Genomic DNA, 17,646 nt, shown 5'->3' with positions numbered 1-17,646 from the left:
AAATCAGCATTCCTATAATAGGAAGGAAAGAACATAGAGCATTCGACTTTGACTGGCAATAGGTAGATGTCTATTACGGCTATCTCTCAGATTACAAATTAGGAAAGCTAATTTTGCTACTACGAGAAATGAAATTTAAGATTATGAAATAAGAAAATCATAGTGAGCTAGCCAATTTTTTCTACTATGGCGGGACACTTGAACTATAGCTAGTTTTGTTTTATAATATGTATTACTGAATGCCAGATTACATGGAAGCGTACTTTTAGCTCCCACCGTACTAGAAGAAATTCTAGCTCCTTATACTTGAACGAGGCCAAGTGCTTCGATTCATATTCAAGGGGACGTTACGGATTCGACAGGGATGGTTCAAGCTTTGGTCGCGCGTCGGAGGTCTCGGCTCCGTCATCAACGGAAGTTATATAATAACTGGCAAACAACAAAACTTAGCTTTCGCAGCGTAAGCTCTTAAGCGCTCTGCCTCTCTATCGCCCATGTAGAGAACGTGGGGCCCAACTTTAGTGGGATACGGTCGGTGGTGCCACCTGAGTCACCGGCAAGAGATTTCCAGGTTAGCGTACAGGACGCCTGTTTGTCGGCATAATGTTACGTGAATCGTAAATAGGCAAACTACACGCGTAGAAGCTGAAGTATTGGAGTTTCTGGACGCGGGTTCGACTCCCGCCGTCTCCATTTTATGGAATCAAATGATTTCAATGAGTGTCAAAACCCTTGATATGAAAGGGTTTTGACACTTTTTTTATTTCATATGATTTCATCTGTTTTCATTCAAATCTAGTCAATTTCTAGTCAAGTAACTTTAGCCTTCTAAATAGTTCACAAACTTCTGTATAGCGCCTTCTTTGGCCTTTTTCGTAACGTGCGTATAAATATCTAAAGTAGTTTTTACGTCAGAGTGGCCAAGTCGATCTTGGACTTCTTTAATACTCGCACCAGCTTCGAACAATAGCGAACAGTGAGTATGGCGTAATCCATGTGGCGACACTTTTTTTAAAGTGTATTTATTTTGTACACTATACATCCACTTCTGCACTTGTCCCGGCTGTATATATTCATTTTTTGTATTGCTGAACATTAATTGGTTTTTCTTTAAAGTATTGATGCCTAGCTGAATATACTGCTGCTTTTGAAGTTTATTCCATTCTTTCAAGATTGATAAGGTTGTTTTATCTAATTTGATCGTACGCGACTTACCAGTCTTAGTCGTTTTCAAATAAAGCTGTGTTTGTTTGCCGCGCCCAATCGCTTTATTAACAGTAAGCTCACTCTCTACAAAGCTCACATCATTCCAAGTTAAAGCTAGAGCCTCACTTTTACGCATGCCTGTATATGCGATCAAACGGAATAGGGCATATGCTTTGTAGTTAAGATGTTCTTTTGCTTTATCTAAAAATGAAATTAACTCATCTTTTATATAAAAGTTTTCATTTTCATCTTCTTCACTATCTATAAAAGCTTTTTTTACCTTTGTTTCAACATGAGTGAACGGGTTCGTTTGAATAAAGCTATGCACAATAGCGAAATCTAATACCTTTTTTGCATAAGACTTAATTGTACGAGCTTTTTTTACTTTTGCTGCCCATTCATTGTAGTGTTTTTGGCAAACAGCGATAGTGATTTTCTCGATACGATAATTGCCCATAGAAGGTAAGATGTGATTTTTAAAGTAGCCAACTGTTTTAACAAACGTACTTTCTTCTACAGTATTTTCATATTGAGCAATCCAAAGGTCGTAAACTTCTTGGTACGTCTCCGCTCTCTTTTGTTTGTAGGTGCCCTCAGAGACTTGAAGTTTGATGCGTGCTAAAGCAAGCTCCGCTTCTTTTTTAGTCTTAAAACCTCTACGAGTAGTACTGCGCGCTTTACCAGTAAGCTCGTCTACACCTAAATAAACTTGAAACTTATATAACGTTTTACCATCTTTGTTGTGATAACTTTTGATGGGTGAAGAATTATTTTTAGTCATAGCGATCCTCCTAATATCGTTGCGGGGGCAAGATAAAGGAGAGGATTAATCCTCACAGTTATAATATATAATTTAACTGTGGAAAAATCCTCTCATAACATTTAAAAAATATATTCTTCTAAAAAACGATCTATTTCTTTTTTTGAAACTCGTTTAATACCTTCAATTTCACAAACTTTTAAGCCTCTGTGACGGAATTTGATGAAGGTGTTATAGGAAACGCCGGCATAATTGGCAGCTTCTTTAAGTGATAACCACATTTTATCTGGATTAATTTGCATTTATAACATCCTTTCTAAGTACGATACCTTTATAACCGTGTCTAGGTGTAGAATCATTATTTAGTCGGAATTTAGAAAATCCTACACCTAATTCTAAAAGGTGAATTTCCCTATCTTTTTTAAGAACAGGCTTAATTTGATTTTGTATACAATATTTTTCGTAATATTTTTCTAAATCCCCTTTGTAAACTTTTTCATCTGGATGTAGAATACAATTTTGCTCAATGAATTTAATAAAACTATTTTTAGATGGATAATATGTTTCTATTATTGTTTCTTCTATATCAATTTTAGTGAAAATGTGATTATTTTTAACCCATCTTTTTAACCCTATAATTGACCATTGGGCAATGTAATCAAGTTCAAGTAATAATTTTTTTATTAACTCTGTATCCTGTTTTTCTTTAGGTATGGGATTTAAAAATGGAATAATTACTAACCTTTCTATGAAAGCTTTTGTTTCATGATATTTTTTTATTGTAGGTAGTTGATTTCCAGCAAATATAATAGCTGCTTCATTAACCATTTCAAACGGTTGTCCATACAGTTGACGTGTAGAAAATCGGTCGTTTCCAGTGAGTTTTTTTAAAGAATCTAATCTAGTAAGTGTAATATCAGAAACTTCACCGCATGTATTCATCCTTTTACCGATTAAATTAGATAAGAAATCATCTTTAGTTAGTTGTTCGAAACTATAGTTAGAAACGTGTTTCTCTCCAATCAACTTTTCCAACAGTTTTAAGATAATTGATTTTCCAGTATCTTTTGGTCCGTATAATATAGGTAAACATTTTATATTTCTAATTTCAGAAATAACGTAACCAAAAAGTTCTTGGATCCGATAATATATTTTCATATCACCTTTGGTAATATCCTCCAAAAATTTTTCGAAAGTATTGCCGTAATTAGGATTCATTTTATGATCAGCATGAATCTTTGAAGTGAAAAATATATTTGGATCGTGTTGAATTCTTATATTGTTCTGAAAATCGAAAATAAAATTATTAAAGCAGACATAGGATAGTTTACGGTGAATATTATCTTCATCAATCTCGATATTTGGAGATGATTTTATCCATTGAATAATTTCAATGATAGAATTTTTTGATATTTTACCCTTGATGCCAGCTGGGACATTTTGACGAATAAATTTATCAGCAATATATTCAAATCTTATATAGTAAGACTTGCTTTGATCCCAAATATAAAGAACATCCTGATATAACTTGAATCGAAAATTCTCTAAAAAGAGGTCAGCTATATCTGAATTTGAAATAGTTCGTGCAGATTTCTTGTTAGTGTCAGGATCCGAAATATTCTTCGGTCTTAACGAATTCGGATTTACATTGAGTTTTTCAGATTTAATTTGATCATTAGAATTCAGTCCGTCCAAATAACAGAGATTCTCATTAAATAAGGGGAGGTCATCTGATATATCTGGGGGTTGCAGAATATCTTGTACGGAAAATAAAGGTAAATCTTTCTGTACCTCAAGATATATAGATACGAATTCCTCAGTAAAATATTTGTTATCAAACTTGATCTTTTTACTCATTTAAAGTCTCCTCAGATATTGAAGTTTTCTTATCAAATAATGATCGTAAATTCCCTGATAACTCGATCGGTAATAAATTCAGTAATAAAGCTCTATTATAATAGAGTTTATTTAAAGTATTCCCGTTGTAAACATGAGAAATTGATTTAATTTCAACTGAAATATTTAAAGTGATAATTAAAAATGAATAATTCTCAATTTCAAAATACAGTAACCCTGATGGCCCGTTTTTCTTTTTAGAAGAAAAAATTTTCTGTTCCAAACTTTCTTTTTTGTGAGAAAAAGTTATAATTTCAATGTTATCTTTTTTCTCTAAATTTATCCCAGCAGATAAAACAATCTTAGATTCTTCATTATTATGGTTCATAATTTCTTTATTAATATTTTGGTTATAGATATGGCCCTGCAAAGTATTTGAGTCTTTTAAATCAGTCATAGAAATACAAGTGGAAAGATTTAAGTTTCTTTTTCCTAAGCCATCGAGAATTGTAAAGGAATTTGACATCGCAATGATGAAATGATCATATCCACCTTTCATAGATAGCTCAGAGATTTTCATCAACTTATTTTGAAGATTGTTTTCTTTTGTTTTTTTTTCTTTAGTCATGTTATGTTCCCCTTTAAAGTTTTATTTTGTTATACAAGGGTATTATGGCGTGTGTCTGATGTTTTGAAAATGGGTACTAAAATGAATTGGGAAAAAGATATTTCGATATAGTTTTATTGACTTTTTAAACTACTGGAATTCTAAAGGGAAAGTTGTTCCATTGTTCCAAATATTTATAGGAATAATAGAAGAAATAACCCTTGGAATTAAATATTTACCTAGTTATTTAAATTAAAATAAAAATAAAATTGGAACTTTGGAACATAGAATTGGAGTGAGAAATAGGATGGTAGTTAATCAAATAAAAAACAACAGGAGGTTTCAGAGAAAAAATAATTATATCAGGAAAGAAAAAATCTTGATAAATAAAATTATTGAAATGATGAGTAGCGGAGATCTTTATGATGATTATTATTTCGATGAACTAGAGTACGATAAATTTCTTAATAAATCGTTGAATATCGATTTTAAAACAGATTTTAAATGGGAAATCGATGGGGGGACGGGAGAAATTAGATTAAATAGCATCAATAATCTTGAAATATTATATTTTTTAGAAGAGTTTCTTGGAAATTCATCTAGTTTAGTATGGATGGTCCACGATGCAAGTTTAGAACTTTTGTTAAGAAAAATAGAAGGTTTGAATGAAAAAGACATTATAGAACCCACTGCATATATAAAAGAAAGTACTTTAGATTATTTGATTAGTTCATTGGAAAATATTGGTGATTGTAGTCATGAAGATATAGAATATCTTCAAAAGAATACAATACATATACAAAAAGAGTTTCCAGAAATTCTTTCTGTTTTTAATTTGTATTTAGTTCATAGGTGCGTAAGAAACAAAAATATAAATGTAAAAAAATTTGATGAGGCTAAAAAAAATTTTATTAAGGTTGTAGAATCTAAATCTTATAAAGAACGTTGTCGAATAGCATTAGATTTCAGGAAAGAGTATACATATTTTTTGAAAATAGCTGATGAAATAAATTTATTAAAGATGAATGAAGGAAATATAAATTTCGAAAAGGATGACCTTTCAACAATGTTAAAATGCTATAATGCATCGTTGAATTTATATGCATTAAATAAGTATTCAAGATTAGTAGATTTTGTTTATTTAGAAAAAAGCCTTTCAAAACTAGCTAAATTATTAAAGAGAAGTAAAAAAAATAGATTATTTAATTTCGATTTTTTACTTTCGTTTCAACTAGGACATCTTATGAAAATTAACGGGTTGGGTATTAAAAGATATTTAATATATGAAGAAAGAAAACTAAATATTTTCAAAAATCCATTAAAGGAAGTTGAAATTTATAATCAAATCTTTGAAGCTATGGTACAGAGTCTAGAGTGTTTTATTATTCAATCTGAGAAATTAGAGTTAGTTAATATTGCTAAGCAAGTAGATGACTTTAAAATTATTAGAAAGCTAAAATTATTTGATCCATACTTTAACATAGTTGATGAAGAGATAAATATGGATTGTAAATATCAAATAAAAATGAAAAAACACTATGATTACATTGAAAAGATTAATAAAGATTCAGATTTTCTAATGTGTAAAGTAGGGAGATATATGAAGATGTATGAGGAGATAGATCTTTAAAATTTATTTTACTAATAAAAAACTATAATTACGGACTTACTAAAGATCTTTAGTAAGTCCGTAATTTATTTTTGCATCATTAAATTTTTTTCAAATGCCTCAATCCGTCGATCCAAAGAGGGAGGAGTAGAGAATAAATAAACTCGATAAACACAAATATAAAGAAGAAGCATATTATTATTGAGTGATACAGATCTATACTCCTTAAATATATCCTTTATCTTTTAATGAAATGAACGAATCTGAGCAAATTATAATATGATCTAATAAGTCGATACCTAATATTTTTCCTGCTTCTTTTAACCGTTCAGTTACCTCGATATCTTCTTGACTTGGAGTTGGAACGTCACTAGGGTGATTATGTCCAACTAAAATTGAAGCAGTATTACTTAATAGTGCAGATTTGAGAACTTCACGTGGGTGAACAATACTAGCATTTAAACTGCCGATATGAACTACTTGAATACATGTCGGTTGATTTTTCGTATCAAGGCATAAAACTACAAAATGTTCACGATCAGCATCTCCAATGAATTCTTTCATAAGAGTATAAGCATCGTGAGGAGATCTAATTTTACGTTCTTTATAAAGTATTGATTTTTCGCGAACTAGTTTGACTTGGACAATTTGGACACGTTTTGCATGTTTAGAAGAATTACTTTTCATACCCGTATACACTCCTTTGTATATATACTGAATAATACTTATTATTCACATTGATAATATAGATTTGAAAATCTATTGAAAACGAATTTAATATCGAATGATATAATAAATGTATAATTTCCCTAAAAGGGGTTAGGTTAGATTTGAAGTATATGAGGCTATATGGATTGCTACAGCAATTATAACCTATGAAGCATTTTGCTATTAAAAGATATTAATATTTATCACCATTCAATGTCCATCTCACAAAGTGCTCACAGTTATTAAAAATTAAATTATATTTTTTTTCACCTAACTTCGAATAAGCACGAGCAATAACCTCATCTTTTTTATAAAGCCTTGGTGTAGCTAAAATATAAATTTCAGCACCTTTAGCAAAGCTTTCAATAGATTCAATCTTTACTTCACCGTCTTGGTAATGGATCACTTCATATTCATCGATAGATAAAGCGTGATGCGAATAACAAAGTCGGTTTACTTTTAAGTGCTGAGCTCGTTGTATTGAATCTTTAACGGCCTTTTTATTAGCTCTTTTTGTTTGTATAATAATTTTTCTAGGTTGTAGATTTGGATTAAACGGCCTTGGAGAGGGATCGGGTATTTGCTCTTTTACATTCTTTAAAGTTGTTATAGCCCTATCCACTTTCTCTACGGTATTACCCACTACGGGAACTTCTCTTTTCCAATCGGAAATGATATCTCGTTTTGTTTCAGTTGTGAGGTCTTTTACGTCGCTAACAAATTCTTTATTGATCGCGGAAATATTTTTTACTAAGTCTTTTAACTCATTGAAAAAATGCATATTATCGCTCCTCTAAATAAATTAATTTTGCTTGTGCAGGTAAATGTAATGCCTGTTCAAAATTTTTAATTATGATTATGATATCACCTTCGATTTCATGGTGGGGGCTATAAAATTCTATTGGTACATCATCCCAGTTTTTTTGTTGATGACGTTCAAACAATCCATAGTGAACCATACTTTCTAAAACAACGGAAATATTTATATCACAATAAAATGGGGTATTTACAAGGTACTGCGCCAATAAAAAACCAAATTCACGTGAAGTAAATAAATCTTTTGGAACTAAATAGGTAAGGTGATGATTATTAGCTAAATCCCCAATTATTGATTCAAACGAATCGAACAAAGTGGTTAAATGATCCAATTGGTTAGAAAATCGATCTGCATCATGCCAATTAATTTGAGTTTCGATGTTTTCAACTACGTATCGAAGGTTTGGATATATCGGGATTTGTAGTTGCTTCAATTGGCCAACTTTTAAAGTTTTTAATGGCTTATTTTCGATAACTTCAAGACACTGCGCTAATTGTTCTTTCCCAACTGATGATACAAAGTAATAGTATAAATATTTAGCAATGATTAAACTATTAAAATCGTTTTTATTTAATCCAATAACTTCAAAAGTTTCTGTGTTTACTTTAAGTTTTAAGAGATTTTGATTTACTTCAATTGATTCTGCATTTTTACAAATGATCCCTATTTTAAAATCAGTAATATCTTTTAACTTGCGGGTCAAAAGTATTGTTGCAAGGTCCTCCCTTATTTCTAAATTTGTAAAAATTACTTCTTCGGCAGGTAAATCCTTCTTTCCCAAATTATTAGCATCTTGAGTTTTATTGATTTCATAAAAATCGACAATATCTTCTAATTCCAACGGTAAAGTGTATTTTAGATCATTAAAAGTCTTATCGATAATATTTTGAAAAGAAGCACGATTTATTAATGCATTTTGAAACTGCTTTGATAGAGAATTTAATACAATATCATGTGCTGGTGAGATTTCAAAAGGTAACATAATTTCTTTCACATCCTTTGTTGTTATTGATTTTCTAGATGAAACGGTTAATGTCTAGTTGATCCTGTAAGAAAGTCGCATTTAGCATGGCTTAAAGTGTTAATTTGTAGGGATAGATATAAGACGCAATACGCAAAATGTGTTTGGAACAACGCAAAAACGACCTACAATTTCAATTTTCCTAATTTAGGCATTCGTAAGACATCCAATAAAATCACCTTGTTCTGCTGCATAAAATATCTCTATTTGTAATCCCACCTTTGTACGCATTAAATATTTAATGGAAGGATCATTAGATTTCAGTTTCATTTATCTCACACCTCCTTTATTGAATCTGAATGCTATCCGCGATTTTTAATAATTTAATCTCGAATAGAAAATGAAATTTTTTACGAAATAGGTTAAGAGATGATTAATCCTCTAATAGCAATTCCTTAAAACAAAATATTTTTCTCGTTTTTTAGGAAGTTATATTTTGATATTTTAAAGAGAAACTTAGATGAAACGAGAAGCCGGCAGAACACAGTGGAAATAAGCTTTGAAGTTTAATCATTATTTCGAAAATATTCATTTTGAATACGAATAGAGCAGCTAATCCATTTAATATAAGGATTAGCTGCTCTTTATAGATAATATATAATTGAAATTAGTATAGTAATGTTATTGATACAATTTAAACTATATTCCTCAACATCCACTGCTTATATTAAATCAAGCATTGGAGACCCTAGGTTTGGATGTTGAGAAAGTACAATATGAAGATGAATAATATTTAAAAAAACTAAGAAGCTCAACATACATGGAGCTTCTTAGTTTTTTTTCCAGTCAACAATTTGCTTTAGTATTTCGTACAACTGTCTTTGCTCACTTATTTCTACATCTTGTAGTAATTTAATAATCAGGCGATATGGTAGATTTTCAGTAGAACCATAGTTGGATTCAATTACAGAAAAGAACTCTGCAAGATTAATTTCTAATGCATTTGTAATTTGATAAAGGCTAGAGATAGTTAAGTTTTTTTCTCCACGTTCAACTTGACCAATATATGTTGGGTGAACATTAGCTTTAAAAGCAAGCTCTTCTTGACTAAGTTTCTTACTTTTCCTTAACATACGGATGTGTATTCCGACTGATTCGACTAAACTATCCATTTAATTCCCTCCTAAGATAACCCTAGTAGGAAGGTTCTGTTTATTCTACATACTATTAATATTTATTGACTTATTATATATACTATTATTATTTTTTGGGTGTATAATCAAACTGTGAATAGGAAAAATTGCAAAAAGTTACCACGATATTAAAGTCACTTAATATTTTTATATTTAATCAATGTCACTCAGAATATAAGAAATTAAATTGTACTGGCGTTACTCAGATCAATCTTTTATGACTAATAATTTTTTGCAGATTAGATGAATGGATAAAATACTGTAATGAGTATGAAAAACATTTGTGAAAATGACTTCAATTATATAGTGAGAGTGACAAGTTAATTTATTAATCTTGATAGATTGTTAGGAGGACAAAATCTAAGACAATTTTTGAATTTAGTAAATGATGGTGTAATAAAATAGAATATCTATTTTATTACTCTGAATCATTTATTGGATTTTAAAGATTGAATTTTTATTTACAAGATGAGAAATACGGTATGTGAGGTGTCAATATGAAAATCTGTAGACTATGTAAACATCCAAGTCCCGACGGAAATAATTATTGTGAAAAGTGTAAGCTAAGTTTCGAAGATGTAGCTGTTAGAAAAAGGTATTATAACGAAAAAGATGACCCATTAACAAATATTAAAAAAAATGAACTGGAACGTCATAAAAAGCCCACTAACGGCTCAAAAATTTTAAGCTTTTTTGTTGGCGTGTTGGGGATATTGATAACATTGGGTATACCAATCGGTAGTTATATTTATTTAAATCAAGATGTTGATACATATAATAAAGCAGTAGATTTGTGGAACGAAGGTGAAATAAACGAAGCGTTTGAAGTTGCAAAAAAAATACCAGAAGATTCAAGACAGTATAAAAAGGCACAAAAATTAATTAAAGATGCAGAAGAATATTTACTTTATAATAAAGCAGTTGCTTTGTGGAATAGTGGTAATTATGAAGAAGCAGTTAAAATATTTGAATCTTTTAGTGAGGAGTCTGAATATTATAAGCAAGCGCGAAGTATTTTGAAAAATAAGTAATTCTAGCCTTTGCAGGAGGCATCTTTTCTTAATTCCGCTGACCCTCGATAATGATTATTATAAATAATATAACTCCTAATTTTCTTCTTTATTGCTTCTAACGTTTTACATTCAGAGATCTTGGTCAATCAAGGTTTAACTTTAGGAGAGTAAGATACGACACAATATATTTAATTATATTATATGAGAATTTCGAGTTGTGGGAATCCAAAAAGCCCGGTATGTTAAGGCTTTTTGGATTCCTTATTTTTTGAGGACAATTTTGAACTGTTGATATTGAGTTAGATTAAATTGATTACCACTATAAGGTTCAATCTTGTTTTCTTCACTGTTTTTTTGATTGATGAAGTCACTTAATTTATTCGCAACTTAAAAGTTACTATTTTGAATATAAATGCCAAGTTTAGTTTGTAAATTCTCATGTCCTATCTAAGCAAATTTAGAGTTCATGAAACCTTCATATAAATTCTTTATATCATCCTATTCAGGAAACACGATTGATTTAATAGAACTCAAGAAAACAAGTTTTTATAAAAAAAATTACGAAAGTTTGTTTACATCAAGATACAAATCTGTTAATTGTGGGTAATGTTTATTAAAATAAGTAATAGTTTGTACATTTAAATGTTTTTTAGTAATATCATACAATTTTTTGGGAGGAGAGTACTGATGAAAGTTTATATTAAGCTACCAGAATTAAATATCGAATACTACAAAAAGAGTAAAAATATTGTTAAACAGATAAATCAGAATGAGAAAATCATTGAGGGAGAAATTAATGAGATTAATGGATATTATTTTTCATTAGTTATTAAAGGTGAGGTTTATTGTCTTACCCGAAATAAAAATAAAAAGATAGAAGAAGCTGCGTACATATTATTAATTGAACCTGAAGATTTAAGAGCAATTAATGAAGGGGTGATAAACTCAGTTAGTGCAAAACGATGGTTGAAACATCCCAATGAAGATATTTATTATTCAGTTGACAATGTTCGTGATAGCTGGAGAAATAACTTTGTCTTTAAAGAAGAATCTATCGAAGGAAATCAAAAAGGGCTAAGAAGACCACAAATTGCAGCTCTGTATGCTATTTTAAGCCACTCAAAAGTATCAAATGATATAGCTACAGTTGTAATGCCAACAGGTACAGGGAAAACTGAAACAATGTTATCTAGCCTGTTAACAATGAAATGTAAGAAGTTATTAATAATTGTACCTAGTGATGCTTTGAGAGATCAAGTTGCCTCAAAGTTTTTAACCTTAGGATTGTTAAAAGAGTTTGAAATAATTGCTGACGAAGTAATAAACCCTAAAGTAGGGATTTTATATAAGGGTATTAAGGAAATAAGTTGCTTACAAGATTTTATTAACGAAAGTAATGTAATTGTAACAACTATGAATTTATTATCTTCAATAAATGAAGAAAGCCAAGAGTTAATAGCCAACAGTTGTTCGAATGTATTTATTGATGAAGCACATCACGTAAAAGCTACTACATGGGAAAAATTTAGAAAGCGATTTAATAAAAATGAAGTAATTCAATTTACAGCTACTCCATTTAGAAATGACGGGAAGAATTTGGATGGGCAAATCATCTTTAATTTTCCACTGAAAGAAGCTCAAAAAGATGGTTACTTTACAGAAATAGAATTCCTACCTGTCAAAGAATATGATAAAACGAAAGAAGATGAAAAAATTGCTAAATTAGCTGTAAAGAGGCTTGAACAGGATTTAGAAAAAGGTTTTCCCCATATATTAATGGCAAGATGTGCAAATAAGAATAGAGCAATTGAAATTTTTAATCTATATAGCAAATATGATCATTTACAACCGGCTTTAATATACTCAGGTATTCAAAATAAAACTGAAATATATAACGCTATTCGTCAAAAGAAACATAAAATCATTGTTTGTGTGGATATGTTAGGTGAAGGTTTTGATTTACCAGAACTAAAGGTAGCAGCGTTACATGATATCAGAAAGAGCTTACCTGTTACACTCCAATTTACTGGAAGATTCACTCGAACAAAACATGATCAAAATTTAGGTAAAGCAGCATTTATAGCAAATATAGCGGACCTAAATGTTTCAGGTGCGTTAGAAGACTTATATAGTAGTGATGCAGATTGGAATGAATTACTATCTAATTTTAGTGGCGCTGCAATAGATGGAGAAATGGAGTACAAAGATTTTTTAGATGGGTTTAAAAATATAAATCAATCGATGTTTTCTTTTCAAAATCTTCGTCCAAAGCTAAGTACTGTAGTATATAAAACAAATGTAATAAATTGGTCACCTAAAATGATGAAATCTATGTACATTAACGAAAGTAAATATGAATATGCCTTTTATGATGACAACTTAAAAGAAAATGTAGCTATAGTAGTATTTGCAAAAAAATCTAAATTAGATTGGCTTACAGATAAAAATAGCTTCGATTTAAAATGGGATATGATTATTTTAATGTGGGATCCAGAAAAGAAGTTGCTGTATATAAATAGTACAGATAACAATAGTCTGTACAAGGAGTTAGCAGAGAAGGTAGTATCTGGTGCGCAACTTATAAATCGAATGAATGTCTTTAAAGCTTTACATAATATTAAACGTTTAAAATTGCAAAATGTTGGGTTAAAGCTAAATTTAGGGAGGGATATTAGATATCGAATGAGTGTAGGTAGTGATCTTTCTTCTGCTATTTCTTTAATGGAAAAGCAACGAAGTCAAAAGGCATATATAGTAGGGGCCGGTTTTGAAAATGGTAATTCTGTAAATATTGGTTGCTCTTATAAAGGGAGAATTTGGACAAAGCTTCAAAATAACATAAAAAACTTAAAGAATTGGTGCTTTAATGTTGGAGCTAAACTTACAGATCCAGAAATTGATCCAAATGAAATTTTGAAAGAATGTCTTGTACCTATGATGGTCCATGAAATACCTAGAATTGTTCCGCTTGCCATAGATTGGGATTATGAAATATTATTTGAGTCAGAAACTATTTGTACATTTTATTATGGAGAAAATATTAGTAAGGATTTATCTGAGGTAGAACTCCAAATCCATGAATTTATCATTTCAGAAACTATAAAGTTTAAATTATTAATTGGGATTTATGAAGTAATAGTGGAATATAGTTTATCTAAAATAGTTGAAGAAGAATTAGATGTTTATGATTATCAATTTAATATAATTTCTGATGAACTGGTTTATGTGAGAAAGGGTTCGAGAAAAATGAGTCTTTTAGAATTTTTAGAGGAATACGTACCAACATTTTGGTTTGCTGATGGCTCTTCGTTAACAGGAAATGAGTATGTAGAGTTAAAACATACAATTAATCAATATCCCTTAGAAAAGCTAATTCCGTATGATTGGAATGGTGTAAATATAGCCAAAGAGTCACAGTATGTAAAACCTAAAAGAGAAGATTCTATTCAATATGCTATGATTCAAAAGTTGAAAGTTGGGGATTATCATATTATTTATGATGATGACGGCTCTGGAGAAATTGCAGATATTATTACAATCAAAGAAGAAAATAAAATTATTAAAATAGAAATGTACCATTTAAAATACGCAAAAGGTGGAAAAACATCTAAAAGTATAGAAAATCTTTACCAAGTTTGTGGACAAGCTCAAAAATCTATCTATTGGAAATCTAAAAAGGGTGATGAGTTTTTCAAACATCTTTTAAGAAGAGAGCAAAAGACATACAATAAACAAACATGTTCAAGACTTGAAAGAGGTTCAAAAGAAGATTTGGAATTACTAAAAGATAAGGCTAAAAGGCGTATTCCGATGCAATTTGAAATTTACATTGTTCAACCAAGTATATCTAAATCAAATATTGGAGAAGATATTTTAACATTACTAGGTGTTACAGAGAGCTTTTTAAAAGAAACAAGCGGAATAAATTTGAAAATTATTTGCAGTAAGTAAATAAGGAAATTTTTTATTTCTAAACATAACATTCTTTTACCAGATGAACATACATTTCTTAGGAAGATATATAAAGATGAATAATTGAAGAACGGTGGCGAATGGTTATTTTGGAGAAATGATTATAGAAAAAGCGATTTAAGATTATAAGAGTTGTAGAATCATACTATTTTTGTCGAAAAGAGCATTAAGTATAATGCTCTTTTCCTATGTCTTATTATTTTGTTAAGATAATAGGTCTTATGGTCCGCAGACATCATAAATAATATCTTTTATAATGAATTTACAATATCTTGAGCCGTTAACTGTTGTCGGTTTTGTAAGCTTCTGAATGTGCCCCAATTCACAGGAGAGTTAGGGTCATAAGTAAACACATTTACCAGTTTATTAGCATCAATAATTTTATTATTTACGTCGTTATGGTGGATGGTGTAGAATGGAATATTTAAAGCATCGGATAGAGCGAACATCATTTCATAATTTGATAAATCATTAGAAAAAGGTTGCCAGCTATTAAAGTTGACTCTATCACTTCTTTTGATTTCTACAAAACTTGAAAGAGTGTTATCAATAATGTCTACCACTACTAGATCTGTATCAATTTTTCTTACGGCTGTTCCACTAAAGAAAGACCTTGACCAAATATGGAACATATCTGTAACAGATTGAGAATTATTAACAGCTTTAGTAGGCGTATTACTAATTGTTAGATTGAAAGTGTTAGCAATTATATTTCCGCCATTTGAAACATTATATCGAGTACCATTAATAATAAGAATATCATTCAAGAAGTCATACTCTATTTCTAAAAAAGGAATAGAAGTATTTGTTTTGATTTCATTAGCTATAGTAGTGATTAAATTATGTGAGATATGTTGATTTTGATTCTGATAATCTAAATTTAATTCTTTTACCACAGATATACCTGTTAGGTTGGGATGTGTTTGGTTGTTTGTCCAAAGTAGAATTGCAGGACCTGGAGGATCACTGATAAACACATTTTTGTTTTTATCTCTTTTAAATGAACTATAAATGTAATTTAGTAATGCAGTCATATTATACCACCTTTCTATATGTGAATTATCCCATATAATTTCAAAAAAATAAATAATAAGGAGTAATAAAATGTTTGACATAAATAAGAGACTTATAAATCTTCTTGAAAAAAATAATGATTATTTAATTGATAATCAAATTAATAAAACAAGAATAATAGAAGATTTAAGAAATTATAATGAAAAATTGATAAAACTTCTTTTAGAAGACAACTTAATTAAAGAGAAATTTGTAAAAAATATACAAGGAATTCAGGTTCTTAAAATTGATGAATTAATAGATGTTTTACAATTGAAAAATTATTGGATGAATAGTTATACAAAATACCAAAATAAAATTGGGCTAAGTAGTGAAGGAAAATACTTGGCTTATAATTCAGATACAGTTTTAAACTATCCTTTTAAAGACTGTTTACTTGAAGGGAGTATGACTAAGGAGTCAGTAAGTAAACAAGAAACATTTTTTAATAAAATTATTGCTAAAGAAGAAATAGATATTTTACTTTCTCCCAAAGTACTGGATAAAACTGTGAAGGTTAATAATAAAGGCATTTCATCAGTTAACAATTACAACGGTGAAAACTTACTTATTAAAGGAAATAATTTAATCGCACTGTATTCATTGAAAGAAAGATTTTATGGTCTAATAAAACAAATAGTAATAGATCCTCCTTATAATACAGGGGGAGATGGCTTTAAATATAATGATAAATTTAATCATTCGGCTTGGTTATCTTTTATGAAAGATCGATTAGAAATTGCTAGAGACTTATTAGCTGAAGATGGGACGATTTGGATTTCTATAGATGATGATGAACAAGCATATTTAAAAGTATTATGTGATGAAATATTTGGTAGAAATAATTTTATTAATAACGTGATTTGGGAAAAGCGTTATTCCCCAACAAATGATTCAAAGTGGTTATCTGATAGTCACGACTTTATTCTTGTTTATGCAAAGAATAAAGAGATATGGCGTCCTAATTTATTACCACGCACAGAAAAACAAAATAAATATTATAAATATGACGATGGAGATGGGAGAGGTAGATGGAGATCGGACAATGTTTTAGTTAAATCATTTTCTCCAAGCGGTGTCTTCCCAATTAAAAATCCGAATACGGGTGAAGAGTTTTATCCACCTAAAGGAAGCTGCTACAGGTTTAGTAAAGAAACTGCTGAACGTTTACTTAAAGAAAACAGATTATATTTTGGTAAAGAAGGCACAGGGGCTCCACAGCTTAAAAGATATCTAACAGAAGTTAAACAAGGTGTGACACCAATGACTATTTGGTTTAGAGATGAAGTAACGGATAATCAAGAAGCAAAAAAGGAAATTAACACTTTTAAATTTGAAGAGAAATTTGACACACCTAAACCAGAAGGATTAATAGAAAGAATTCTTCATATAGGATCTAATGAAGGCGATTTAGTATTGGATTTCTTCGCTGGATCAGGAACAACCTTAGCTACTGCATTAAAAATGAATAGAAAATTCATTGGTGTAGAGCAAATGGAATATATTCAAACAATAACTTTACCAAGATTACAAAGCGTAGTGAACGGTGAAGACGGTGGCATTTCTAAGAAATATGAATGGCAAGGTGGCGGAGAGTTTATATATGCTGAAATAGCAAACTATGAGGGATATATTGAAATGATTAAAAATGCTCCTGATGTAAATCAAATTGAACGTTTCTTCAAAGAACTTGATGAACATTTTCTACTTTCGTATAGATGTGAATCTATATTTAATAAAGAAGAATGGGAATTAATGCCCTTGAGTGAAGTGAAAAACATGCTTCTTAATGAAGTGGATATAAACCAACTCTATATCAGCTATTTTGAGATTGAAGATGCTAGATTTAAATTTGAACCTACAACAATTGATTTTAATAAGAGTTTCTATAATTCATCAAAGGAGTAATAT

At 29.9% G+C, this 17,646-nt stretch carries 14 protein-coding genes and 1 other RNA gene; 5 read left to right on the top strand and 10 right to left on the bottom strand.

What is annotated here, in order from left to right:
• The first annotated feature begins 340 nt into the window (after window positions 1-340).
• Window positions 341-696, top strand: a transfer-messenger RNA (tmRNA) gene (ssrA, locus tag ACQKMV_RS07995).
• Window positions 697-820: 124 nt separating this feature from the next.
• Here ssrA and ACQKMV_RS07990 read toward each other — a convergent pair.
• From ACQKMV_RS07990 to ACQKMV_RS07975, 4 genes are all read right to left on the bottom strand, one after another.
• Window positions 821-1,987: a tyrosine-type recombinase/integrase gene (locus ACQKMV_RS07990; RefSeq protein ID WP_427503289.1), complete on the bottom strand. Its 1,167-nt coding sequence runs from the start codon at window positions 1,985-1,987 to the stop codon at window positions 821-823.
• 101 nt (window positions 1,988-2,088) lie between these two features.
• Complete coding sequence (locus ACQKMV_RS07985; protein WP_427503287.1) at window positions 2,089-2,268, bottom strand: helix-turn-helix domain-containing protein; 180 nt, start codon at window positions 2,266-2,268, stop codon at window positions 2,089-2,091.
• Window positions 2,258-3,823 carry a DNA primase family protein gene (locus ACQKMV_RS07980; protein WP_427503285.1) on the bottom strand — a complete coding sequence of 522 codons (1,566 nt, stop codon included), beginning with the start codon at window positions 3,821-3,823 and terminating at the stop codon, window positions 2,258-2,260. The genes ACQKMV_RS07985 and ACQKMV_RS07980 overlap by 11 nt, the downstream gene beginning before the upstream one ends.
• Entirely contained in the window at window positions 3,816-4,430 is a 615-nt protein-coding gene (locus ACQKMV_RS07975) for a hypothetical protein (RefSeq protein WP_427503284.1), read from the bottom strand. The genes ACQKMV_RS07980 and ACQKMV_RS07975 overlap by 8 nt, the downstream gene beginning before the upstream one ends.
• A 286-nt stretch (window positions 4,431-4,716) precedes the next feature.
• Between ACQKMV_RS07975 and ACQKMV_RS07970 the strand changes: the two genes are divergently transcribed.
• Window positions 4,717-6,039 carry a hypothetical protein gene (locus tag ACQKMV_RS07970; protein ID WP_427503283.1) on the top strand — a complete coding sequence of 441 codons (1,323 nt, stop codon included), beginning with the start codon at window positions 4,717-4,719 and terminating at the stop codon, window positions 6,037-6,039.
• Window positions 6,040-6,243: 204 nt separating this feature from the next.
• On the opposite strand, the gene ACQKMV_RS07965 is transcribed toward ACQKMV_RS07970, so the two are convergent.
• From ACQKMV_RS07965 to ACQKMV_RS07945, 5 genes are all read right to left on the bottom strand, one after another.
• A complete protein-coding gene (locus tag ACQKMV_RS07965) occupies window positions 6,244-6,705 on the bottom strand; it encodes a JAB domain-containing protein (protein WP_427503282.1) in 462 nt (153 codons plus the stop codon).
• Window positions 6,706-6,919: 214 nt separating this feature from the next.
• Window positions 6,920-7,507, bottom strand: coding sequence for a lecithin retinol acyltransferase family protein (locus ACQKMV_RS07960; protein ID WP_427503280.1), 588 nt, complete (start codon window positions 7,505-7,507; stop codon window positions 6,920-6,922).
• 1 nt (window position 7,508) lies between these two features.
• Window positions 7,509-8,525, bottom strand: coding sequence for a hypothetical protein (locus ACQKMV_RS07955; protein ID WP_427503279.1), 1,017 nt, complete (start codon window positions 8,523-8,525; stop codon window positions 7,509-7,511).
• A 186-nt stretch (window positions 8,526-8,711) separates the two neighbouring features.
• Window positions 8,712-8,834 carry a hypothetical protein gene (locus ACQKMV_RS07950; protein ID WP_427503278.1) on the bottom strand — a complete coding sequence of 41 codons (123 nt, stop codon included), beginning with the start codon at window positions 8,832-8,834 and terminating at the stop codon, window positions 8,712-8,714.
• 500 nt (window positions 8,835-9,334) lie between these two features.
• Window positions 9,335-9,676 (bottom strand): helix-turn-helix domain-containing protein, encoded by a 342-nt coding sequence (locus tag ACQKMV_RS07945; RefSeq protein ID WP_427503277.1) that lies wholly within the window; start codon window positions 9,674-9,676, stop codon window positions 9,335-9,337.
• 518 nt (window positions 9,677-10,194) lie between these two features.
• Here ACQKMV_RS07945 and ACQKMV_RS07940 point away from each other — a divergent pair.
• Entirely contained in the window at window positions 10,195-10,728 is a 534-nt protein-coding gene (locus tag ACQKMV_RS07940; RefSeq protein ID WP_427503276.1) for a hypothetical protein, read from the top strand.
• Window positions 10,729-11,397: 669 nt separating this feature from the next.
• On the top strand, window positions 11,398-14,661 hold the full coding sequence (locus ACQKMV_RS07935) for a DEAD/DEAH box helicase (RefSeq protein WP_427503275.1): 3,264 nt from the start codon (window positions 11,398-11,400) through the stop codon (window positions 14,659-14,661).
• Window positions 14,662-14,933: 272 nt separating this feature from the next.
• On the opposite strand, the gene ACQKMV_RS07930 is transcribed toward ACQKMV_RS07935, so the two are convergent.
• On the bottom strand, window positions 14,934-15,716 hold the full coding sequence (locus ACQKMV_RS07930) for a hypothetical protein (RefSeq protein ID WP_427503274.1): 783 nt from the start codon (window positions 15,714-15,716) through the stop codon (window positions 14,934-14,936).
• A gap of 70 nt (window positions 15,717-15,786) precedes the next feature.
• Between ACQKMV_RS07930 and ACQKMV_RS07925 the strand changes: the two genes are divergently transcribed.
• Window positions 15,787-17,643: a DNA methyltransferase gene (locus ACQKMV_RS07925; protein ID WP_427503272.1), complete on the top strand. Its 1,857-nt coding sequence runs from the start codon at window positions 15,787-15,789 to the stop codon at window positions 17,641-17,643.
• Window positions 17,644-17,646: the final 3 nt, after the last annotated feature.

Origin of the sequence: Lysinibacillus sp. NPDC094403, from assembly GCF_050278745.1 — a bacterium.
GTDB lineage: Bacteria > Bacillota > Bacilli > Bacillales_A > Planococcaceae > Lysinibacillus.
Note: the sequence above shows the minus strand (reverse complement) of the source record. Positions and strands in the feature narration are given on the sequence as shown.

Bases quoted from the DNA above. Each gene is read 5' to 3' on its own strand.
- ACQKMV_RS07975 (WP_427503284.1), bottom strand. From the start codon at position 4,430: ATGACTAAAGAAAAAAAAACAAAAGAAAACAATCTTCAAAATAAGTTG.
- ACQKMV_RS07925 (WP_427503272.1), top strand. From the start codon at position 15,787: ATGTTTGACATAAATAAGAGACTTATAAATCTTCTTGAAAAAAATAAT.
- ACQKMV_RS07970 (WP_427503283.1), top strand. From the start codon at position 4,717: ATGGTAGTTAATCAAATAAAAAACAACAGGAGGTTTCAGAGAAAAAAT.
- ACQKMV_RS07955 (WP_427503279.1), bottom strand. From the start codon at position 8,525: ATGTTACCTTTTGAAATCTCACCAGCACATGATATTGTATTAAATTCT.
- ACQKMV_RS07985 (WP_427503287.1), bottom strand. From the start codon at position 2,268: ATGCAAATTAATCCAGATAAAATGTGGTTATCACTTAAAGAAGCTGCC.
- ACQKMV_RS07980 (WP_427503285.1), bottom strand. From the start codon at position 3,823: ATGAGTAAAAAGATCAAGTTTGATAACAAATATTTTACTGAGGAATTC.
- ACQKMV_RS07990 (WP_427503289.1), bottom strand. From the start codon at position 1,987: ATGACTAAAAATAATTCTTCACCCATCAAAAGTTATCACAACAAAGAT.
- ACQKMV_RS07940 (WP_427503276.1), top strand. From the start codon at position 10,195: ATGAAAATCTGTAGACTATGTAAACATCCAAGTCCCGACGGAAATAAT.
- ACQKMV_RS07965 (WP_427503282.1), bottom strand. From the start codon at position 6,705: ATGAAAAGTAATTCTTCTAAACATGCAAAACGTGTCCAAATTGTCCAA.
- ACQKMV_RS07935 (WP_427503275.1), top strand. From the start codon at position 11,398: ATGAAAGTTTATATTAAGCTACCAGAATTAAATATCGAATACTACAAA.
- ACQKMV_RS07945 (WP_427503277.1), bottom strand. From the start codon at position 9,676: ATGGATAGTTTAGTCGAATCAGTCGGAATACACATCCGTATGTTAAGG.
- ACQKMV_RS07960 (WP_427503280.1), bottom strand. From the start codon at position 7,507: ATGCATTTTTTCAATGAGTTAAAAGACTTAGTAAAAAATATTTCCGCG.
- ACQKMV_RS07930 (WP_427503274.1), bottom strand. From the start codon at position 15,716: ATGACTGCATTACTAAATTACATTTATAGTTCATTTAAAAGAGATAAA.
- ACQKMV_RS07950 (WP_427503278.1), bottom strand. From the start codon at position 8,834: ATGAAACTGAAATCTAATGATCCTTCCATTAAATATTTAATGCGTACA.